This window comes from Psychrobacillus glaciei (assembly GCF_008973485.1).
Taxonomy (GTDB): domain Bacteria; phylum Bacillota; class Bacilli; order Bacillales_A; family Planococcaceae; genus Psychrobacillus; species Psychrobacillus glaciei.
Genome location: NZ_CP031223.1, coordinates 111,313 through 128,309, shown reverse-complemented (window position 1 = coordinate 128,309; position 16,997 = coordinate 111,313). Strand labels below are relative to the sequence as shown.

Here is a 16,997-nt window from a genome sequence, read left to right as displayed (position 1 = left end):
TATTGGACGTTTATTTCTTATATTCCCCTAATATCTTTACCGCTTTTTCTGTAATGGACGTATCTACCGCTTTGTCGAAGTCTACGTCCCCACTAATTGCTCCGTTCGCTTTATAAGCATTATACTGATTTACAACATCATCCAAGAACATTTTCCCATCTGGATCGAGGCCTGTTACAAATACCTTTTCCCATAAAGCTGCATCTTTTAAGGCTGTATACTTCGTCATAATGTCGATTACTTCTGCTTTTCCTTCTCCTTTAACGAACGCATCATTATAGTCGCGTACTCCTTTTAAATATGCAGCCATAAAACGCAATGATACATTTTTTTCATCATTCATGAATTTAGGTGATCCAAGTACCATTGCAATTTGTGATTCTGGTGCATAATCGGTCGTATCTCCAAAGCGAACATGAAATCCATTTTCTATTCCCTTTGCAATCAAAGGTTCAATTTGAAGTGCTGCATCAATCGAACCATTTTCTATTGCTCCTAGCATACTTCCAAAGTCTCCAAGCAAAACAAATTCTACATCCTCATTTGTAAGTCCAGCATGTTTTAGCATTTCCCAGTAAATGTATTCGTCAATTGAGTTTTTAGAAGAAACTGCGATACGTTTGCCTTTAAAGTCTTTATATTCCTTAATTTTGTCTTTCATTTGATTGCCAATGACAAATGAAAAATAGGATTTTCCAGGTACATTATGCCCTTTATCTGCAATAATCTTCACGTCTATTCCCTGTGCAATTGCGTTAAAGAACGACGCTGTCGACACCCCTCCTGCGATATCTACATCACCAGATGCTAGGGCTGGTAGCATTTCATCACTATTTCCAAACTGCGCAAATTCTACTTCAATATTGTAGTCCGCAAAATATCCTTTTTCTTTTGCAATATAAAAGCCTGCTCCAGATGCTGCTCCATCCTCTGCGATAACAACCTTTTCTTTCTTTTCAAGTGGAGCCAAATCCCCGGATGGATTGTTTTTATTTACTTCATCATCAACCCCATTTGTACTTACCTTTTCTTTGGAAGAACACGCACCTAATACCAAAACAATCGATGCGAGTAAAATCAACCAACGTTTCTTCACAGATTTCCTCCCTTATTTCCTTGATCGTTGTACTTCTTGTTGTAAATGATTCCAAATAGCAATGAATTGCTCTGCCATCTCTACATTTGCCCGTACTTGTTCCATCGTTCTAGGTCTTGGAATCGGTACAGTAATCTCTTTTATAATTTCTCCCGGGTGTGCACTCATTAAAATAATTCGATCACTTAGTAACAATGCTTCATCAATGCTATGCGTAATAAATAACACTGTCTTCTTTGTCTCGGACCAAATAGAGAGCAGCTCTTCTTGCAAAATAAATTTATTTTGTTCATCTAACGCTGCAAAAGGTTCATCCATGAGCAAAATTTCCGGGTCATTCGCAAATGCTCGCGCAATGCTAATTCGTTGTTTCATTCCCCCTGAAAGCTCTTTAGGGTAAAGTTTCGAAAACTTACTTAAACCTACTTTTTCCAAATAGTAATCCGTTTGCTTCCTAACAAATTCCTTTGGTAAATGTCGCATATTAAGTCCAAATGCAACGTTTTGCTCTACCGTTAACCAAGGAATAACCCCTTTTTCTTGGAATACCATTGATTGTAGAGGTCTTTCGTCCGAATCGGAGTCGATTGTAAATGTACCTGAACTTGGTAACTCTAATCCTGCCAATATCCGCAGCAAGGTTGTTTTTCCACAACCACTTGGTCCTACTAAACAGACAAATTCTCCCTCTGCAATTTGTAGTGACACATTTTTGACTGCTGTGACACTGTTATTTTTTTTATAAAATACTTTCGTTAAATCTTCTACGGAGATTTTTACATTTCCACCCATCTATTCACCTCCATGGAACGATTTTCTTTTGCAGCCCACGTAAAAAGAGGGAGAATAGAAAACCAAAGGATGAAATGAGCACTAAACCAACAAACATTTCTTTTAACATAAATGCCTTATAAGAGGTCCAGATTAAATACCCAATTCCTGAAGTAGCTCCCATCATTTCCGCAGCAACAATTGTGAGTAATGCAATCGCCTGCCCCATCTGTATACCTTCTAGCATGACAGGAAGTGCACCCGGAAAAGCTATTTTAAAGAAAAAATCCTTTGGACTTGCTCCATAATTTTTGGCAACATCTAGATGCACCTTTTCTATATTCATTACACCTGCGACTGTATTAATAACGACTGGGAAAAATACGCTACCTGCAATTGTGACTACTTTTGAGAAATCTCCAATCCCAAAGAAGATAATGATAATCGGCATTAAAGCAAGAGTAGGTATTGGCATAAGAGCCATTACAATAGGGGAAATAAAATGTCGAATTGGCGCATACAAACCCATAAGCAACCCAATAACTACTCCTGGGATAACGCCTAATAAAAATCCCGCAGCTATTCTATATAAAGATACCGAAATATGGGTCCATAACAGTCCACTTGCTGCTAAATCGAAAAATGTGGATAGTATCGCTGAAGGTGGAGGGAAAAATCGAATATCAAGTATTCCTGTTCGAGAAAAGACCTCCCATAATAATAGAATGAATATAGGTGAGAAAATTGTTAATAGTTGCTTTGCTCGCTCTTTTCCTTGTTGTTTTTTCCATTCCTGTTGTTCCGTTTCATAGGGATCGTAGTATACGAGCCCTTTTTCATCGCGCATTTTTCACCACCTCTTGTAAAAATAATATGTTGAAAGTCGGGAAAGTGTGAAAAATAGCAAGTTCACTCTAGGAAACGAGTGATTTTTTACATTAAATGGCTAAGAGAGACAGAATAGACTACTTAAGCAACCAAATTGATCTTCAAAGCAACGATTTCCTTTATGAGAGCACTCAATTTCTCTACAAAAGCAACCAGTTAGACTATAACAAGCAATTTTCCTGCGGTGGACTCCGAGTTGGATCAATAAGTCATACACCTTCAAACAAAAATGCCACAACCTTCAACGGATTGTGGCGCTTCTCGTTACTTAATAACAAATTTCGTCTTACTATAACCTTCTTTTAGTTTCTCTACTTCCAATATTGCCGGTATTGCAGCTTTCAACTCCGCAACATGAGATATGACACCAATCATCCGACCTGACTTTTGTAAATCAATTAAAGTATCAATTGCTTTATTTAAAGATTCTTCATCAAGGGAGCCGAAGCCTTCGTCTATAAACATGGTGTCAATTCGAATGCTACCTTGGAAGCTCTGAATGACATCCGCCATTCCAAGTGCAAGACATAGTGAGGCATTGAACTTTTCGCCACCAGAGAGTGTTTTCACATCTCTCATTTGTCCTGTGTATGCGTCATATACATCTAAACCAAGCCCACTTTGTTTTCCATGCGTTTCTTGCCGTTCGCTTCTTATTAGATTATACTGACCACCCGATAAATGCTTAAGCCGTTCATTAGCAGCTTGTACAATTTGCTCTAAATATTCGATTTGTACATAACGTTCAAACGATATTTTAGAAGTGTTTTGTCCTCTGAGCACGTCATATAAATCAATAATTCGACTTAAATGCTGCTCCAACATGGAAATTCGTTCACTTATCGTTGTAATCTTATCTTCTAGGTCCATCCCTGTTTTTTCATATTCCTTGGAGCTATTCATCATGCGGAATGCTTCTTCATAAGCAACCTTTAGTTGAACGAGTTCTTCTGCTAAAGGAGCTAATTCCACTTTCATTTTAGTTGCAAGTTGCTCCCGCACTTCTTTTACTTGCTCTTTAAGTGTATGAAGTGTTTGTTTGTATTGGTTGCACTGATCTTTTAAAATTTCTCGATTATGCTCAGACATTTTTGCTGCCATATACAACTCCATTGTATCGAAGCCCGCTTTTTTCAACGCTTCTTGAAATTGGACATGTGCTCTATCTCTTTTTTCCAATGCCTCGTGAGCAGCATCTGTCGTATGCTCTAGTGCAAATTGTGCTTTTGTAAAAACTTGTGTCGCTGATTGTTGTTCTTTTTGTACATGATCCCAAGCCTTTTCTAATTGTTCCTTATACTTTGTTGCCTCTCTTATACGATCATTTAGTTCTTGTAGTGTGGAAATATGGGCTGGAAACGACGCTTTTTTAGATTCATATACCGCTTTTGCTTGCTTTAACAAGCTATTTTGCAGTTGATGGGAATGCTCTACTTCCGTTTTATCTTGCTCAAACTTTTCTGCTTTTTGGAAACTTGTCTTATACGCTTCTCGTAAGGTGACTAGCTTGCCTTTTTCTAAACGAAGTTTCTCCACTTCTATTTCAAGTTTTTCAACGTCCTTTTTCAACTGTTCGCTTTCTTGAACAGATAATTGTAATTCCTCGAATCGGACAGACATCTTCTCAATCATTTCTTGCGCTGTTTCTTTTTGAGAACAAGCTTTTAAGAAACTTGACTCTTGCTTACTTAGCTGACTTTTTAACTTATGCAATTCTTCTTCATTTACGTTATAGGCTTGTACTTCCATACCCGCCCCTCTATGTTCCATGCTTCCGCATACCGGGCACGCCTCTCCAGCAACAAGTTTAGATGCAAGGAGGCTCGCTTGGTTATTCATATATTTACTTTCTACTTCTTGATAAGCATCTTTCATCTCTTGAAAAAGATTCTTTTGTTTCGCTTCCGTTATTTCCAGGGCGTGTAACTGCATTTCAGCTAACATAAATTCTTGCATGAAACTATGTTTCGTTTGCAAAAAAGCAAGTTGTTGTACTTGGTTATCTAATGGCTCTACGTGTTCTTCCAGCTTTTCTATTGCTTCTTTTAATGAGTAGTTTACTTTTTTTTCATCTAAGAATAGATTCGTTTTTACTAATACTTGATTGTTTAGGTATTCGTTCTGCTTTTCTAAATCAAGCATTTCAGTTCTTCTTGTTTCGAGCTCTTCAAATAAAGGGATTTGTATGTTCAACTGAATAAGAGCCTCAACACTTTTTTCCCGAGCTTCTTTTTTATTTGCTTCAATTAAATAAATAACCTCTACTTGTTTAACTGCTTCTTCCGCTGCTATTACGTTTGTTTTCGCCATTTTAAGCATCGCAGATTTATCGTCAGCTTCTTGCTTCGATTCTGCATAATAACCTTCTACCGTTTCAATGGAACTTGCCCGATCAGCAGCTTCTAACTGACTTTGCTTCCTAGCATAGTCCTCCGATTGCTCTTGTAAGACTTTGAGGCTCTGTTCTTTTACTTCAAGCTCTATAAATCTATCATTTACAGCTTTTGCTTCATGATAAGCTGTTTGTTTCATTGCATGTTTTTCAGAAGCTTCTTTGTAGGCAAGTTCATCTATTTGAATCTTCTCTTTGTAAAATATAGTTTCTTCTTTCAAAGCTTCTACTAGCTGATACGTATTAAAACTGCTGGACTCAATCAATTCAAATACACTAGACTCTCGCATTGGTAATGAGGCAAGTATCTGCTCTGTATAACTATTTCGAGCTAATTCTTCTTTTTTCAAATCAGCTTCTGCAAGGAGCTTTTTATCTTTCAATCTCTCGCTAATCATTTTATACGGTTCTGTTTTAAAAATTTTGCGCAATATAGCTTCTTTATTTTCCGTTTGGGAAGTTAGTAGTTTTCGAAATTCACCTTGTGGAAGCATAACTATTTGGCTAAACTGACCTTGCGTTAGCCCAATAATTTCTTCTACTTTTTTGTTTATTTCAGATACGATTTGTCTTTCAACAACTGGTGTTTCGCCTGATTCAACCATTTCAAAAAATTCGTATCTTTCTCCAGTTGCGCTTTTATTTCCTTTTTTCACATGTGGAAGTTGTCTTAAAATCCGATATGTCCGTTGATGTATTTCAAATGTCATCTCTACAGAAGTATGAGTGTCATCTGTAGCAAAATCACTCCGCATCATTTTCGTATCTTGACGATCTTCTCCGCTCCCATATCCATATAATGCAAAGCAGATCCCATCAAATATAGTCGTTTTTCCTGCACCAGTTGCACCTGAAATAACGAAGAGACGATTGTTCTGTAGCTCGGTAAAATCAATTGTTTCAGTAGACTTGTAAGGACCAAATGCAGTCATTTTTAGTTGAAGTGGTTTCATGCTTTGATCCCTCCTTCGCGTTCTTCCATCATTAGACTTTGAAGCACTTCTTTAAATAGCTTTTCCGTCTCTTCCGATGGCGCTTTTCCGCTTATCTCTGTATAAAATGCTTGAAACAATGTAAAATCATCTGTTTTGCTGCGACCTATTTGTCCCTTTTCCCTAGATAATGTAATAGGCTGAAATACCTTCCGTTCTACGTGCATGGCATTGGGGTACACCGTCCGAATTTGTTCCATAGGAGATAAGATGGGTGTTTCATCAAGTAGCTTAACAAATACAAAATCTTCGCTTATGGTGGTATTTTGTAAAATATCTTGCATATACCCTTCTATTGTTCGCATATCACGGTTAGGTTTAAGTAATCTTTTTTCAAGTGTGATATTGCCCCCCTGATCTAATTGAACAATATAAAATCCTTTTTTATGATGTTCTTCAGAAATGGAATATTTCAATGGAGATCCTGCATATTGAATCGTTTCATTCAATACATAATGTGCTTGATGAAGATGTCCAAGGGCCGTGTAGTGAAAACGTTTGAACAGTGCAGCATCTACATATTCGGCTCCACCAATAGCAAGTGGTCGCTCCGATTCACTCGTGTTATCCTCCTGCTCACCACGCGGAGTGACAAATGCATGCCCAACAAACACATGCCTTTTCGTGGAATCTAGCTCCTTTTCGATTTCCTCTACAATTTTTCTCATTGCTTCTTGGTGACTAGTTACTGTTTCATCATCAAACAGGTGGCGTACTTGGGATGGATCTGCGTAAGGAATTAAATGAAAATGTACTTCTCCAAATTCATCCTGTAATATAACTGGTTTTAACTCTTTAGTTAATTGACCTACTATATGTAGGCCTGTTTCTTTCATTAGCATACTTCCAAAGTTTAGACGGCCCGGGCTATCGTGATTTCCTGCAATACTTAATACAGGTGTATGTCGTTTTAAGACAATTTCAGCGAGCAGCTCATCTAATAAATTGACAGCTTCTGTTGGAGGAACAGCACGATCATACAAATCTCCGGAAATGATAATTGCATCCGGCTTTTCGGTATCGATTGCTTCTAGAAATTGATTTAAAACAAATCTCTGTTCTTCCGTCATGTAGACGCCTTGCACAAGTTTTCCTAAATGCCAATCTGCGGTATGAAAAAATTTCAATGAAAAAGCCCCTTTCGTAATCTCTTTAAGACTATTTTATCATTATTTGACAGATGAAAAACAATTGTAAATATATTTAAATGAATATATTTGTTTTACATGTTATGATAATTTTAGGAGGAGGAGGATTATGTCAACAGAATCTTATCAACTTACTGCCATAATTATTTATATGGCCGCAATGCTTGTTATCGGTTGGTTTTCTTATAAAAAAACCGCAAATTTAACTGATTACATGTTAGGTGGACGTTCACTAGGTCCAGCTGTTACCGCATTAAGTGCGGGTGCTGCCGATATGTCTGGTTGGTTATTAATGGGGTTACCTGGAGCGATTTATTTTTCAGGGATGGGACAAGCTTGGATCGCAATTGGTCTTACCATTGGCGCATATTTAAACTGGTTATTCGTTGCACCAAGACTACGTGTGTATACACAAGTATCCAATGATTCTATTACAATCCCAAGTTATTTAGAAAGTCGTTTAAAACAATCATCACGTTTATTACGTATTGCATCCGGTCTAATCATTTTATTATTTTTCACGTTTTACGTATCTTCAGGGATGGTAGCTGGAGGAGTATTTTTTGAAAGCTCTTTTGGGCTTGACTATCATACAGGACTTTTAGTTGTATCCGCAGTAGTTGTGGCGTACACGCTTTTCGGGGGATTTTTGGCAGTAAGTTATACCGATTTCCTTCAAGGTCTTTTAATGTTCCTTGCATTAATATGTGTGCCTATTTTCGGAATATTTTTGACAGGTGGATTGGGAGAAACGGTAGAAACTATTAAAGCCGTAGACCCAAAACATCTAAGTCTTTTCGCAGGCACCACTTTCCTAGGAATAATTTCCACAGTTGCTTGGGGTCTTGGATACTTTGGTCAGCCTCATATTATCGTTCGCTTTATGGCAATAAGTTCTGTAAAAGAAACGAAACAAGCTCGCCGAATCGGGATTGGTTGGATGATTATAAGTTTAGTTGGGGCAACCGCCACTGCGTTAGTAGGGGTTGCTTACTTTGCGCAAAATCCTGGTGCCACTCTAACAAGCCCTGAAGCGGTATTTATCGCTCTTGGACAAATTATTTTCCATCCGTTTCTCGCAGGACTTGTACTTGCAGCGGTTTTAGCAGCCATTATGAGTACCATTTCTTCTCAACTAATTGTGACATCTTCCGCATTAATAGAAGATTTATACAAAGCAATTATTAAAACAGATGCATCTGATAAAACATATGTAAACTATGGACGTATTGCTGTACTTCTCGTAGCTATAATTGCTGCAATTCTAGCTTGGGGAGAACATAAAACAATCCTGAAGCTAGTATCTTTCGCATGGGCAGGTTTTGGTGCTTCATTTGGTCCTGTTATATTGCTTTCACTTTACTGGAGAAAAATCACTTCAGCTGGTGCTTTATCTGGAATGATTGTCGGAGCTATAACTGTTGTTATCTGGGGTTCAATTGAATACCTTTCAAGTAATTTATACGAAATCGTACCTGGTTTCATTCTTTGTTTAATCGTTACTATTGTTGTTAGTTTAATGACATACAAACCAAACGCTGAAATCGAAAGAGAATTTGATGAAACATTGCGTTTGTTAAAGCGTGATCGCTAATAAATAGTAGGGGCTGGCCAATATTATGGTCAGCTTTTTTTACATACTAAACGTCCTATATGACACTTGTCATGTTTATGACTTGACGTTTATGCCTACTCCTAAAACCAACTTCTCTTTATAGTTATGGTAATAGTTCTTTTTAGGAGGAATAACAGCATGAGCAGAGAAAAAACGCTTGAACTACGAAAAAAAATAAAGCCATTTGAAAATTCCGAGTTGAAAAAGAGTATATTTCAAATTATAAATACGATACCACCATTTTTTATTCTTTGGTTCTTAGCATACTTAAGTCTGGATGTTTCGATTTGGTTGACAATCGGTTTATCTATTATCGCTGCAGGATTTGTCGTTCGAGTTTTCATCATTTTTCATGATTGTACACATGGATCTTTCTTTAAAAATAAGAAAGCAAATAGTATTACAGGTACCATTACAGGGATCATTACATTGTTTGCTTATGAAAAATGGAAACGTGAACATAATATCCACCATGCTTCCAGTGGAAACTTAGATAAACGCGGTGTCGGTGATATCTGGATGATGACCGTGGAAGAATATGTACAAGCATCCCCGATTAAACGACTTTCTTATCGTTTGTATCGTAACCCAATCGTCATGTTTGGTTTAGGACCAGCGTTATTGTATTTAGTAGCTAATCGAGTTAATCGTAAGGATGCTCGATCTAAAGAACGCAACAACACTTATTTAATAAATGTTTCCATCGTTGTTCTTTATTCACTTATGATTTGGTTAATTGGATGGCAAGCATTTTTAATCATTCAAGGTACGATTCTTTTCGTTGCTGGTTCATTTGGTATTTGGTTATTCTATGTGCAACATCAATTTGAAGATTCTTATTTTGAAGATGAGTCTGAATGGGATTATGTAAAAGCAGCGGTCGAAGGAAGTTCCTATTACAAGTTACCATTAGTTTTACAATGGTTAACAGGGAACATTGGTTTTCACCATGTGCATCATTTAAGCCCAAGGGTTCCAAACTACAATTTGGAAAGAGCGCATGAATCAACACCGCCTTTACAACAAGCAACGACGATTAATCTTCGTACTAGCTTAAAGTCTATTCATTTCCGCTTATTTGACGATAAAAACAAAAGCTTTGTAACCTTTAAAGAAATTAAGCATCTACTAAAAAATTCTAAAGATGCAGTAAAACTAAATGCTAAAAGTACAAGTCTTGAAGGAAAATAAACTTCACGAAAAACCATTCCTATTTAGACAGGAATGGTTTTTCCTATATAATAGGATGAAAAGAGTGCGATTAAAATAGAGGTGTAGCAATTGACAAAGTGGTATCAAATTTTCCCTAAGTATCCGTGGTTAAGTTTTTATGCGTGGATTATTTTCTGTATTTTCCCTTTCTTTTTTATTTTTAAATCCTCCAGCCTATTTGAAATTATCTTTGGTTTAGTATTATTGCTATTATTTTTTGTCGTTTATCGTTTTTCTTATACTTCCAGTGGATTACTTCTTTATATATTCGTTTTTGTAGAAATCTCCATTAGCGTGACCATGACTTTTTTATATGGATATATTTATTTTTCCATTTTTTTATCTTTTTTTATTGGAAACATTCAGCACCGGGTAAGCTTTTTCGTTATTTATAGTATACATTTACTAGCAATGATTGCTGCAGTTATCATTGGTTTTTTTACACAAACGGACCTTTTCCTTTCCCATTTACCTTACCTCATCGTTTGTTTAATCGGCGTAATTTTATTGCCATTCAACACTTACAACCGGAACAAACGCGAAGTATTAGAAGGACAGTTAGAGGATGCGCAAAAGCGAATTTCCCAATATATCATCATAGAGGAAAGAGAACGTATTGCACGTGATTTACATGATACTCTTGGACAGAAACTTTCACTTATTGGATTAAAAAGTGATTTAGCTAGTAGACTGATTGACATAAATACACAAGCTGCCAAAAATGAAATTAATGATATAAATCAAACTGCTCGTTCCGTCTTAAAAGAAGTACGAGAACTTGTTACTAATATGCGAGGTACGAAGCTAGAAGATGAACTATTTCGTGTGAAACAAATACTCCTTGCTGCTCAAATTACGTATAAAATGAGCGGAACACCTAAACTAGTTAAAACCCCTCTTCTAGTAGAAAACGTACTAAGTATGTGCTTAAAAGAAGCCGTGACAAACGTTGTAAAACATAGTAAAGCTACTTCTTGTTCAATCTCGATCAAACAGTCTGCGAAGGAAACTTTGCTTAAAGTACATGATAATGGTATTGGCTTAGATGTAAATAAAGACTGGTCTAGAGGCCACGGTCTTCGAGGAATAAAAGAACGATTAGAATTCGTCAATGGTAGCTTAGACATTCATTCGAAAAATGGAACGACTCTTAATATACGCGTGCCTAATGTAATACAACAAACTAGACAGGAGGATTAAGAAATGATTCGAATTGTGATTGCAGAAGATCAAAGAATGGTGCTTGGTGCCCTTGGTTCTCTATTAGATTTAGAAGAGGATATGGAGGTTGTCGGGAAAGCGAATAACGGAGAAGAAGCTCTTCAGTTAATCCATCAGTTGCAACCTGATATTTGTATTATGGACATTGAAATGCCTGTTAAAAGTGGGCTGGATGCTGCAGATGAATTAAAAAATGAAGCATGCAAAGTTATTATTTTAACGACTTTTGCTCGGTCTGGCTATTTTGAACGTGCTCGAAAAGCTGGTGTCAGTGGGTACTTACTAAAGGACAGTCCAAGTGAAGAACTAGCTAATTCGATTCGTATTATTATGGATGGTCGACGTATTTACGCTCCCGAACTAGTTGATATTGCGTACGAAGGTGATAATCCTTTAACCGATCGAGAGAGCCAAGTACTTGAATTGATTGCAGATGGAAAAAACACAAAGGAAATTGCGAGCGAGCTCTACATAACAACCGGAACTGTTCGAAACTACATTTCTGTCATACTAGATAAATTAGACGTTGGCAACCGAATCGAGGCTATTGCTCGGTTTAGAGAAAAAGGTTGGTTTAAATAAGTTGCCATTCTGCTTAAAGCAAAACTTTAAGCAGTTTTTTTATTTTCCCTAATCTTTAGATGCTGACAAGGAAATTAACATTGTCCAAGTTTCATAAACTCCTCAAACGGGTAAACAAATACTAGAACAATATTTTAGAGGAGGAATTTAAATGAGCGGATTGTCTGACAAAATTAAAGGAACAGTAAACAAAGCAAAAGGGGAAACAAAAGATCAAATTGGTAATGCAACCGGCGATACGAAGTTACAAGCGAAAGGTAAACTCGATAAATTAAAAGGGGAAGCACAACAAACCATTGGAGAAACAAGAGACCGTTTCGACGGTGACCATAAAGAAGAACGATAAGATATGCTCTCTGCAATTTAAAGTTGCGGAGAGCTTTTTTATTTGGCGTGAAGGGTGATAACTACTAACTCTGGTGTATTGAACACTCTTAAAGGAATTACACTATTTCCAAGTCCTCTACTTACAATCATTTTCGTATCCTTCTCTTCATACAAACCTGCCGTATACTTGGGAAATAGCCCTTGCCCTGGTGCCACTAACCCGCCCAAACCTGGGATACGAAACTGACCACCATGCGCATGCCCTGAAAAAACAACATCTAATTGATTGTCCACATAATCTTGAAAGGTTTCAGGTCGATGAGAAAGTACTAAAGTGAAATCTTCTGTTTTTTTAAACTTACTTAGTGCATCTGTGACAGTTACGCCGCTTAATGGATCCTCTATTCCGATTATCCGTATGTGCTCGCCACTTTTTTCTATTATCTGCTCGTTATTAGATAATACGTGCACTCCTAAATCCAATAGCATTGATTTAATATGATCCACATCATTCGTAGCAATTTCATGATTACCTGTCACATAATAAATAGGCGCGATGGATATAATCTGTTCCACTACGTCCAGACTATTACCTAAATCATATCTATTACTATCAATGAGATCTCCCGTTATAAATATAAAATCTGGATTGGCATGCTGCACCTTTTTTACAAGTTTTGATTGATTTTCGCCAAAAGTGGCATCGTGTAAATCGGATATTTGCACAATCCTTAATCCATTAAAACTTTTGGGGATTTTCTTTGATTCCACTGTAATCTCTGTTGTTTTAATGGTTTTATTTCCGCTATATAATATTGTCGCTATCACTACTAGTACTACTAACCATTTCTTCATTCGCTTTCTCCTAATTGGGACTCATAATTCCGACTCGATAACCAATATGTTTATTCTCCAAAAGTTCGTTAAACGCAAATAATGCAGTATCTCCTGTTGTACTTTTTACTGCACCGAGTGGCAACTGATTTCGTTCGATGATATACGCTTTTGTTACAGCACCAGTGGGCAAGTAAGTTGGACAAACTATTGTCCAGTCTAATCCTGATCCTTTTAACATCTCATATACTTTATGATGTTCTTTCGCCGCAACTTGTGATTTACGTTTTGATTCTGATGATTCATATCGAAGGAGAGTTGGATTTAATTGGCTCGTTAAAATACCAGCCGTCCCAATAGTGACGACCCGTTTGATTTTTTGTTTCTCCATAATAGAAATAATATGCTCAACCGACTCTGTTAATACAGTCGATTGATCGGTCCCAAGAGCACTTATGACTGCATCTGCGCCTGCTAGTGTTTTTTCTACATCCGCAAATACTCTTGCATCCCCTTGTAAAAAAGTTAAATTAGGATGATTTTGCAGCTTTTCTGGAGTTCTCACGAGAGCTGTTATTTCATCATTATTTTTGAGTAATAATGAAAGTATCTCTTTTCCTACACGACCTGTCGCTCCAAATAATGCAATTTTCATATGAAACGGCCCCTTTTACATAAGTGTACCAAAATATTGTATCTTCCGGATAAATAAAAAGCATTCCTGTTTATAACTACAGAAATGCTTTAAAATGTCGATAATTGTTATTTCCCGGAAAATAACTTTTAATTTATCCTCATGAAGTTAAAGAATATCGCAAACATAGCACCATAAAAAAGAATGCCCAAGAGTATACATATAGCCATCCAAATAAGTGATGCTCGTGCATAATTACGGCGTGAATCTGCATTTCCAAATCCCCAAACAAAAAGCATTACGATGTTTACAATAGGTATAATCATAATAAGCATCGTGATGAGCCACTCACCCACTGACATTTCACTTGCCGTTTTATGAACAACGTTATTTTGAGTTTCTTCCGTTTGTAACGTTTCATTTGATTCCATAATAAGTCGACCTTTTCCCGCAAAATGTGTCTTCTTCATTTTACTTGAAAACTGATGAGAATAGTCCTTACTACGAACAGTTTATACTATTATTTTATCTTCATCATGCTCATAGGTGTAACAATGCCTATAAGCTTTGTATTAGGCTTGCCATCTTCGGTTATCAGAAGAGCTTCCAGACGTCTGCCCCTTGTAATAGCGGCTTTGAAGATTTCCAAAGCTTCATATACAGATGCATTTTTCTCTATAAATTGATGATTTTCTCTATCATTTTCATGTGTCAAAATTTCACCTAAAGTAGTCTTTTTTCTAGAAAAAGATGCAGAATCTACAGTACTCGCCAACCACATTGTAATTCCAACAGGTGTTATAAGCCCTTTAAATTCAGTACCATTATACACAGGAAACTGATTATACTTTTTGTCCTTAATCACTTTCAATGCATAACTCAAAAAGTCCGTTCTTTGAAAAGTTGTCACCTTCGTCTGAAACATATTCCCAACAGTAATAGGTTTCGTTAGAGCAACTTCCATCTCTTCCATTTTCAATACAACATCTTCATGTGGCTCTGCGATAGCATACTCTGTCGAGGTGCGATGATGAATAATTGCATTTCTAAGGTCCCCGTATTCGCGCAGATCTGCCTCGTATCTTCTAATAGTCGCATTTTTCTTTTTAGCCAAGTCAATTACACGAAAAAAGGCAAGATGATCCTGAGTACCTATAATTTCCTTCATCAATTGGTCTATCCGATTATATGCCGTGATAAATCGATCTGAATTGCGAACAGTCATCTCTTCTCACCTCGATTAAATACTTATTAAATCTTCGCCTTCGAAACATTCTTTTTGGTGAAATAAACTGAACCTGTTATAAATATAGCTATTGCTAATAGCGTAATGAGCAAACTCCAAACAAAAGGTGTCTTATCAACATTACCCATTAATAGATCGCCCGCATACATCGGGAGTTTCCACGGAGAAATTGTCCAATACGTTCCAAGAAATCCATAAATAATTTGAACAACTATAACAAGGGTCAAAGAAACGGCGGATGCGATACCCGTCGAAAAAGCTGAACTAGTGAAGATCACAACACTAATAACAAATAACAGCCAAACAATATATGTTGCAAGAAATTCGATAAACGCTACTGCATCAACTCTTCCAAAAAGGACATACGTATAATATAAATTTGCTAACAAACCAAGTACCACGCTACCTATAATAAGTATGCACATAATAACTAACTTGCTATACACATAACTGGAATACGTTATTGGCCGCACGTATAGCAGCGTAGCTGTTCCATTTTTTCGTTCCCTTGCAATTATCCCTGCAAAACCAAGCGTTACGACAAGCATTCCGATAAATTGGTATTGGCTAATCGTTGACATAACAACTTGCTCTGGGGTTAATTCAGGGAACTGAAAAACCGTTCCTTCCGGCATATTACCTACTGTACTTAAAATTTGAGGTAAATAATAGTTCGTCAAAGGCTCCGATATTCCAAATAGGATAAACACTAATGGTATCCAAAGGACTTTAAAATTCCGTACATTTTCTCGCCATTCTTTTTGGAATAAAACAGAAAAATTACTCATCCTTATCCACCACCTGTAAAAATATTTCTTCTAGACTAGCCGTAGCGCGCTCCACCTTCGATAAAATTAAACTACTGTCTGCAAGCATATACAATATTTCATTCATCGGAGGTTTTGCATTTTCAATAGGAATAAATGCAACTGCTCCTTCCTGCCAAGTTTCCCATGGGGCAGTTTTTACAAATTGCGCCGCTTCTTCACTATCCAAGAAGAGAATTTTGTACAAAGGATTGGCATATTTTTCGCGTACTTCTCGCATTGAACCTTGTTCGACTAACTTTCCTTTTCGTAAAAATAATAATTGATCGGTCATTTCTTCTGCGTCATTTAAAATATGGGTCGAATACAAAATAGTCGTCGTTGCCTGCAATTCTTTTAGCAAATTCATAATTTCGCGTCTTCCAATTGGATCTAAAGCAGACACTGGTTCATCCAATAGAAGTAATGAGGGCTTATGAACGATTGCTTGCGCTAAACCTAATCGTTGTTTCATTCCCCCGGAAAATGTACCTGTCTTTTTATTTTTTGCATCCCCAAGACCTACAAATTCAAGCGTCTTTTCCGCCTCTAGTTTCGCAATTTTAGTATCTACTCCACTCAACTTGGCAGCCATCTCTGTAAATTCAAGTGCCGTTAACCATGAATAAAATTGAGGATATTGTGGTAAAAATCCGATTTCTCTTCGGATATCCCCTGTAATTTCACCGTCCATTACGATTGATCCATTCGTTTGCTTTAGCAATCCAGCAAGCATAGACAAAGTAGTTGTTTTCCCTGCTCCATTTGGACCGATTAATGCGGTTGACGTGTTTTTATTTAACGAGAAAGTTATGTTATCAACTGCTTTTTCATTTCCATACTCTTTTGTTAGTCCTTGCATATGAAGTAATGTTTTCATTCATTTCTTCTCCCAAAGATGAAGTAGATAATTGACCCAATTATATTTGTCAAAATAATAATAATCGCCCACATCCACTTGGGTCCATTCGTACTCTTTACACGGATTAGGTCGACAATAGCAACAATCATTATGACAAGTTCAATAATTGCAAGTGGTAATATAAGCATCCATGGTATCGATTCAAAATTCATTGTAATTCCCCCTTTGTTTAGTTATCACTATTCTACTACATATAGAACAGAAAGAGTTCGAAAATATAAAATAATTTATAAGAGGGAATTTAAGGAGCTTTTATAGGCAATATAAATAGTATTTACACTATATGTTATAATAGAACGTTGGAAGGTGAA

General features: G+C 36.8%; 17 protein-coding genes. 5 read left to right on the top strand and 12 right to left on the bottom strand.

Going from position 1 to position 16,997, the window contains the following annotated elements; translation table 11 throughout:
* Nucleotides 1-10: 10 nt before the first annotated feature.
* From PB01_RS00655 to PB01_RS00635, 5 genes are all read right to left on the bottom strand, one after another.
* Entirely contained in the window at nucleotides 11-1,096 is a 1,086-nt protein-coding gene (locus tag PB01_RS00655; protein ID WP_151698389.1) for an ABC transporter substrate-binding protein, read from the bottom strand.
* Nucleotides 1,097-1,108: 12 nt separating this feature from the next.
* The gene (locus PB01_RS00650; RefSeq protein ID WP_151698388.1) at nucleotides 1,109-1,888 is read right to left on the bottom strand and encodes an ABC transporter ATP-binding protein; all 780 of its coding nucleotides are present in this window, start codon (nucleotides 1,886-1,888) and stop codon (nucleotides 1,109-1,111) included.
* A 4-nt stretch (nucleotides 1,889-1,892) separates the two neighbouring features.
* Nucleotides 1,893-2,714, bottom strand: a complete 822-nt coding sequence (locus PB01_RS00645; RefSeq protein ID WP_151698387.1) for an ABC transporter permease — start codon at nucleotides 2,712-2,714, stop codon at nucleotides 1,893-1,895.
* A 305-nt stretch (nucleotides 2,715-3,019) separates the two neighbouring features.
* On the bottom strand, nucleotides 3,020-6,100 hold the full coding sequence (locus tag PB01_RS00640) for an AAA family ATPase (RefSeq protein WP_151698386.1): 3,081 nt from the start codon (nucleotides 6,098-6,100) through the stop codon (nucleotides 3,020-3,022).
* Nucleotides 6,097-7,266: an exonuclease SbcCD subunit D gene (locus PB01_RS00635; protein WP_151698385.1), complete on the bottom strand. Its 1,170-nt coding sequence runs from the start codon at nucleotides 7,264-7,266 to the stop codon at nucleotides 6,097-6,099. The genes PB01_RS00640 and PB01_RS00635 overlap by 4 nt, the downstream gene beginning before the upstream one ends.
* A 130-nt stretch (nucleotides 7,267-7,396) precedes the next feature.
* Here PB01_RS00635 and putP point away from each other — a divergent pair, with 130 nt between their 5' ends.
* The 5 genes from putP (at nucleotide 7,397) to PB01_RS00610 (ending at nucleotide 12,263) form a co-directional block, all read left to right on the top strand.
* Nucleotides 7,397-8,881, top strand: a complete 1,485-nt coding sequence (gene putP, locus PB01_RS00630; protein WP_151698384.1) for a sodium/proline symporter PutP — start codon at nucleotides 7,397-7,399, stop codon at nucleotides 8,879-8,881.
* 159 nt (nucleotides 8,882-9,040) lie between these two features.
* Entirely contained in the window at nucleotides 9,041-10,093 is a 1,053-nt protein-coding gene (locus PB01_RS00625; protein WP_151698383.1) for a Delta(5) desaturase DesA, read from the top strand.
* A gap of 90 nt (nucleotides 10,094-10,183) precedes the next feature.
* Nucleotides 10,184-11,314, top strand: coding sequence for a sensor histidine kinase (locus PB01_RS00620; protein WP_151698382.1), 1,131 nt, complete (start codon nucleotides 10,184-10,186; stop codon nucleotides 11,312-11,314).
* Between the two features lie 3 nt (nucleotides 11,315-11,317).
* Entirely contained in the window at nucleotides 11,318-11,917 is a 600-nt protein-coding gene (locus PB01_RS00615) for a response regulator transcription factor (protein ID WP_151698381.1), read from the top strand.
* A 151-nt stretch (nucleotides 11,918-12,068) separates the two neighbouring features.
* Nucleotides 12,069-12,263 carry a CsbD family protein gene (locus PB01_RS00610; protein WP_151698380.1) on the top strand — a complete coding sequence of 65 codons (195 nt, stop codon included), beginning with the start codon at nucleotides 12,069-12,071 and terminating at the stop codon, nucleotides 12,261-12,263.
* A 38-nt stretch (nucleotides 12,264-12,301) separates the two neighbouring features.
* Here the strand turns inward: PB01_RS00610 and PB01_RS00605 are convergent, their stop codons facing one another.
* The 7 genes from PB01_RS00605 to PB01_RS00575 all read right to left on the bottom strand — a co-directional run bounded on the left by PB01_RS00605 (nucleotide 12,302) and on the right by PB01_RS00575 (nucleotide 16,838).
* Nucleotides 12,302-13,099: a metallophosphoesterase gene (locus tag PB01_RS00605; RefSeq protein ID WP_151698379.1), complete on the bottom strand. Its 798-nt coding sequence runs from the start codon at nucleotides 13,097-13,099 to the stop codon at nucleotides 12,302-12,304.
* A gap of 10 nt (nucleotides 13,100-13,109) precedes the next feature.
* Nucleotides 13,110-13,733 carry an NAD(P)-dependent oxidoreductase gene (locus PB01_RS00600; RefSeq protein ID WP_151698378.1) on the bottom strand — a complete coding sequence of 208 codons (624 nt, stop codon included), beginning with the start codon at nucleotides 13,731-13,733 and terminating at the stop codon, nucleotides 13,110-13,112.
* Nucleotides 13,734-13,861: 128 nt separating this feature from the next.
* The gene (locus PB01_RS00595; RefSeq protein WP_225986124.1) at nucleotides 13,862-14,143 is read right to left on the bottom strand and encodes a hypothetical protein; all 282 of its coding nucleotides are present in this window, start codon (nucleotides 14,141-14,143) and stop codon (nucleotides 13,862-13,864) included.
* A gap of 89 nt (nucleotides 14,144-14,232) precedes the next feature.
* Nucleotides 14,233-14,937: a CBS domain-containing protein gene (locus PB01_RS00590; RefSeq protein ID WP_151698377.1), complete on the bottom strand. Its 705-nt coding sequence runs from the start codon at nucleotides 14,935-14,937 to the stop codon at nucleotides 14,233-14,235.
* A gap of 26 nt (nucleotides 14,938-14,963) precedes the next feature.
* Nucleotides 14,964-15,746 (bottom strand): ABC transporter permease, encoded by a 783-nt coding sequence (locus PB01_RS00585; protein WP_151698376.1) that lies wholly within the window; start codon nucleotides 15,744-15,746, stop codon nucleotides 14,964-14,966.
* Nucleotides 15,739-16,644, bottom strand: coding sequence for an ABC transporter ATP-binding protein (locus PB01_RS00580; RefSeq protein WP_151698375.1), 906 nt, complete (start codon nucleotides 16,642-16,644; stop codon nucleotides 15,739-15,741). The genes PB01_RS00585 and PB01_RS00580 overlap by 8 nt, the downstream gene beginning before the upstream one ends.
* Nucleotides 16,641-16,838 (bottom strand): PLDc N-terminal domain-containing protein, encoded by a 198-nt coding sequence (locus tag PB01_RS00575; RefSeq protein WP_151698374.1) that lies wholly within the window; start codon nucleotides 16,836-16,838, stop codon nucleotides 16,641-16,643. The genes PB01_RS00580 and PB01_RS00575 overlap by 4 nt, the downstream gene beginning before the upstream one ends.
* Nucleotides 16,839-16,997 lie beyond the last annotated feature (159 nt).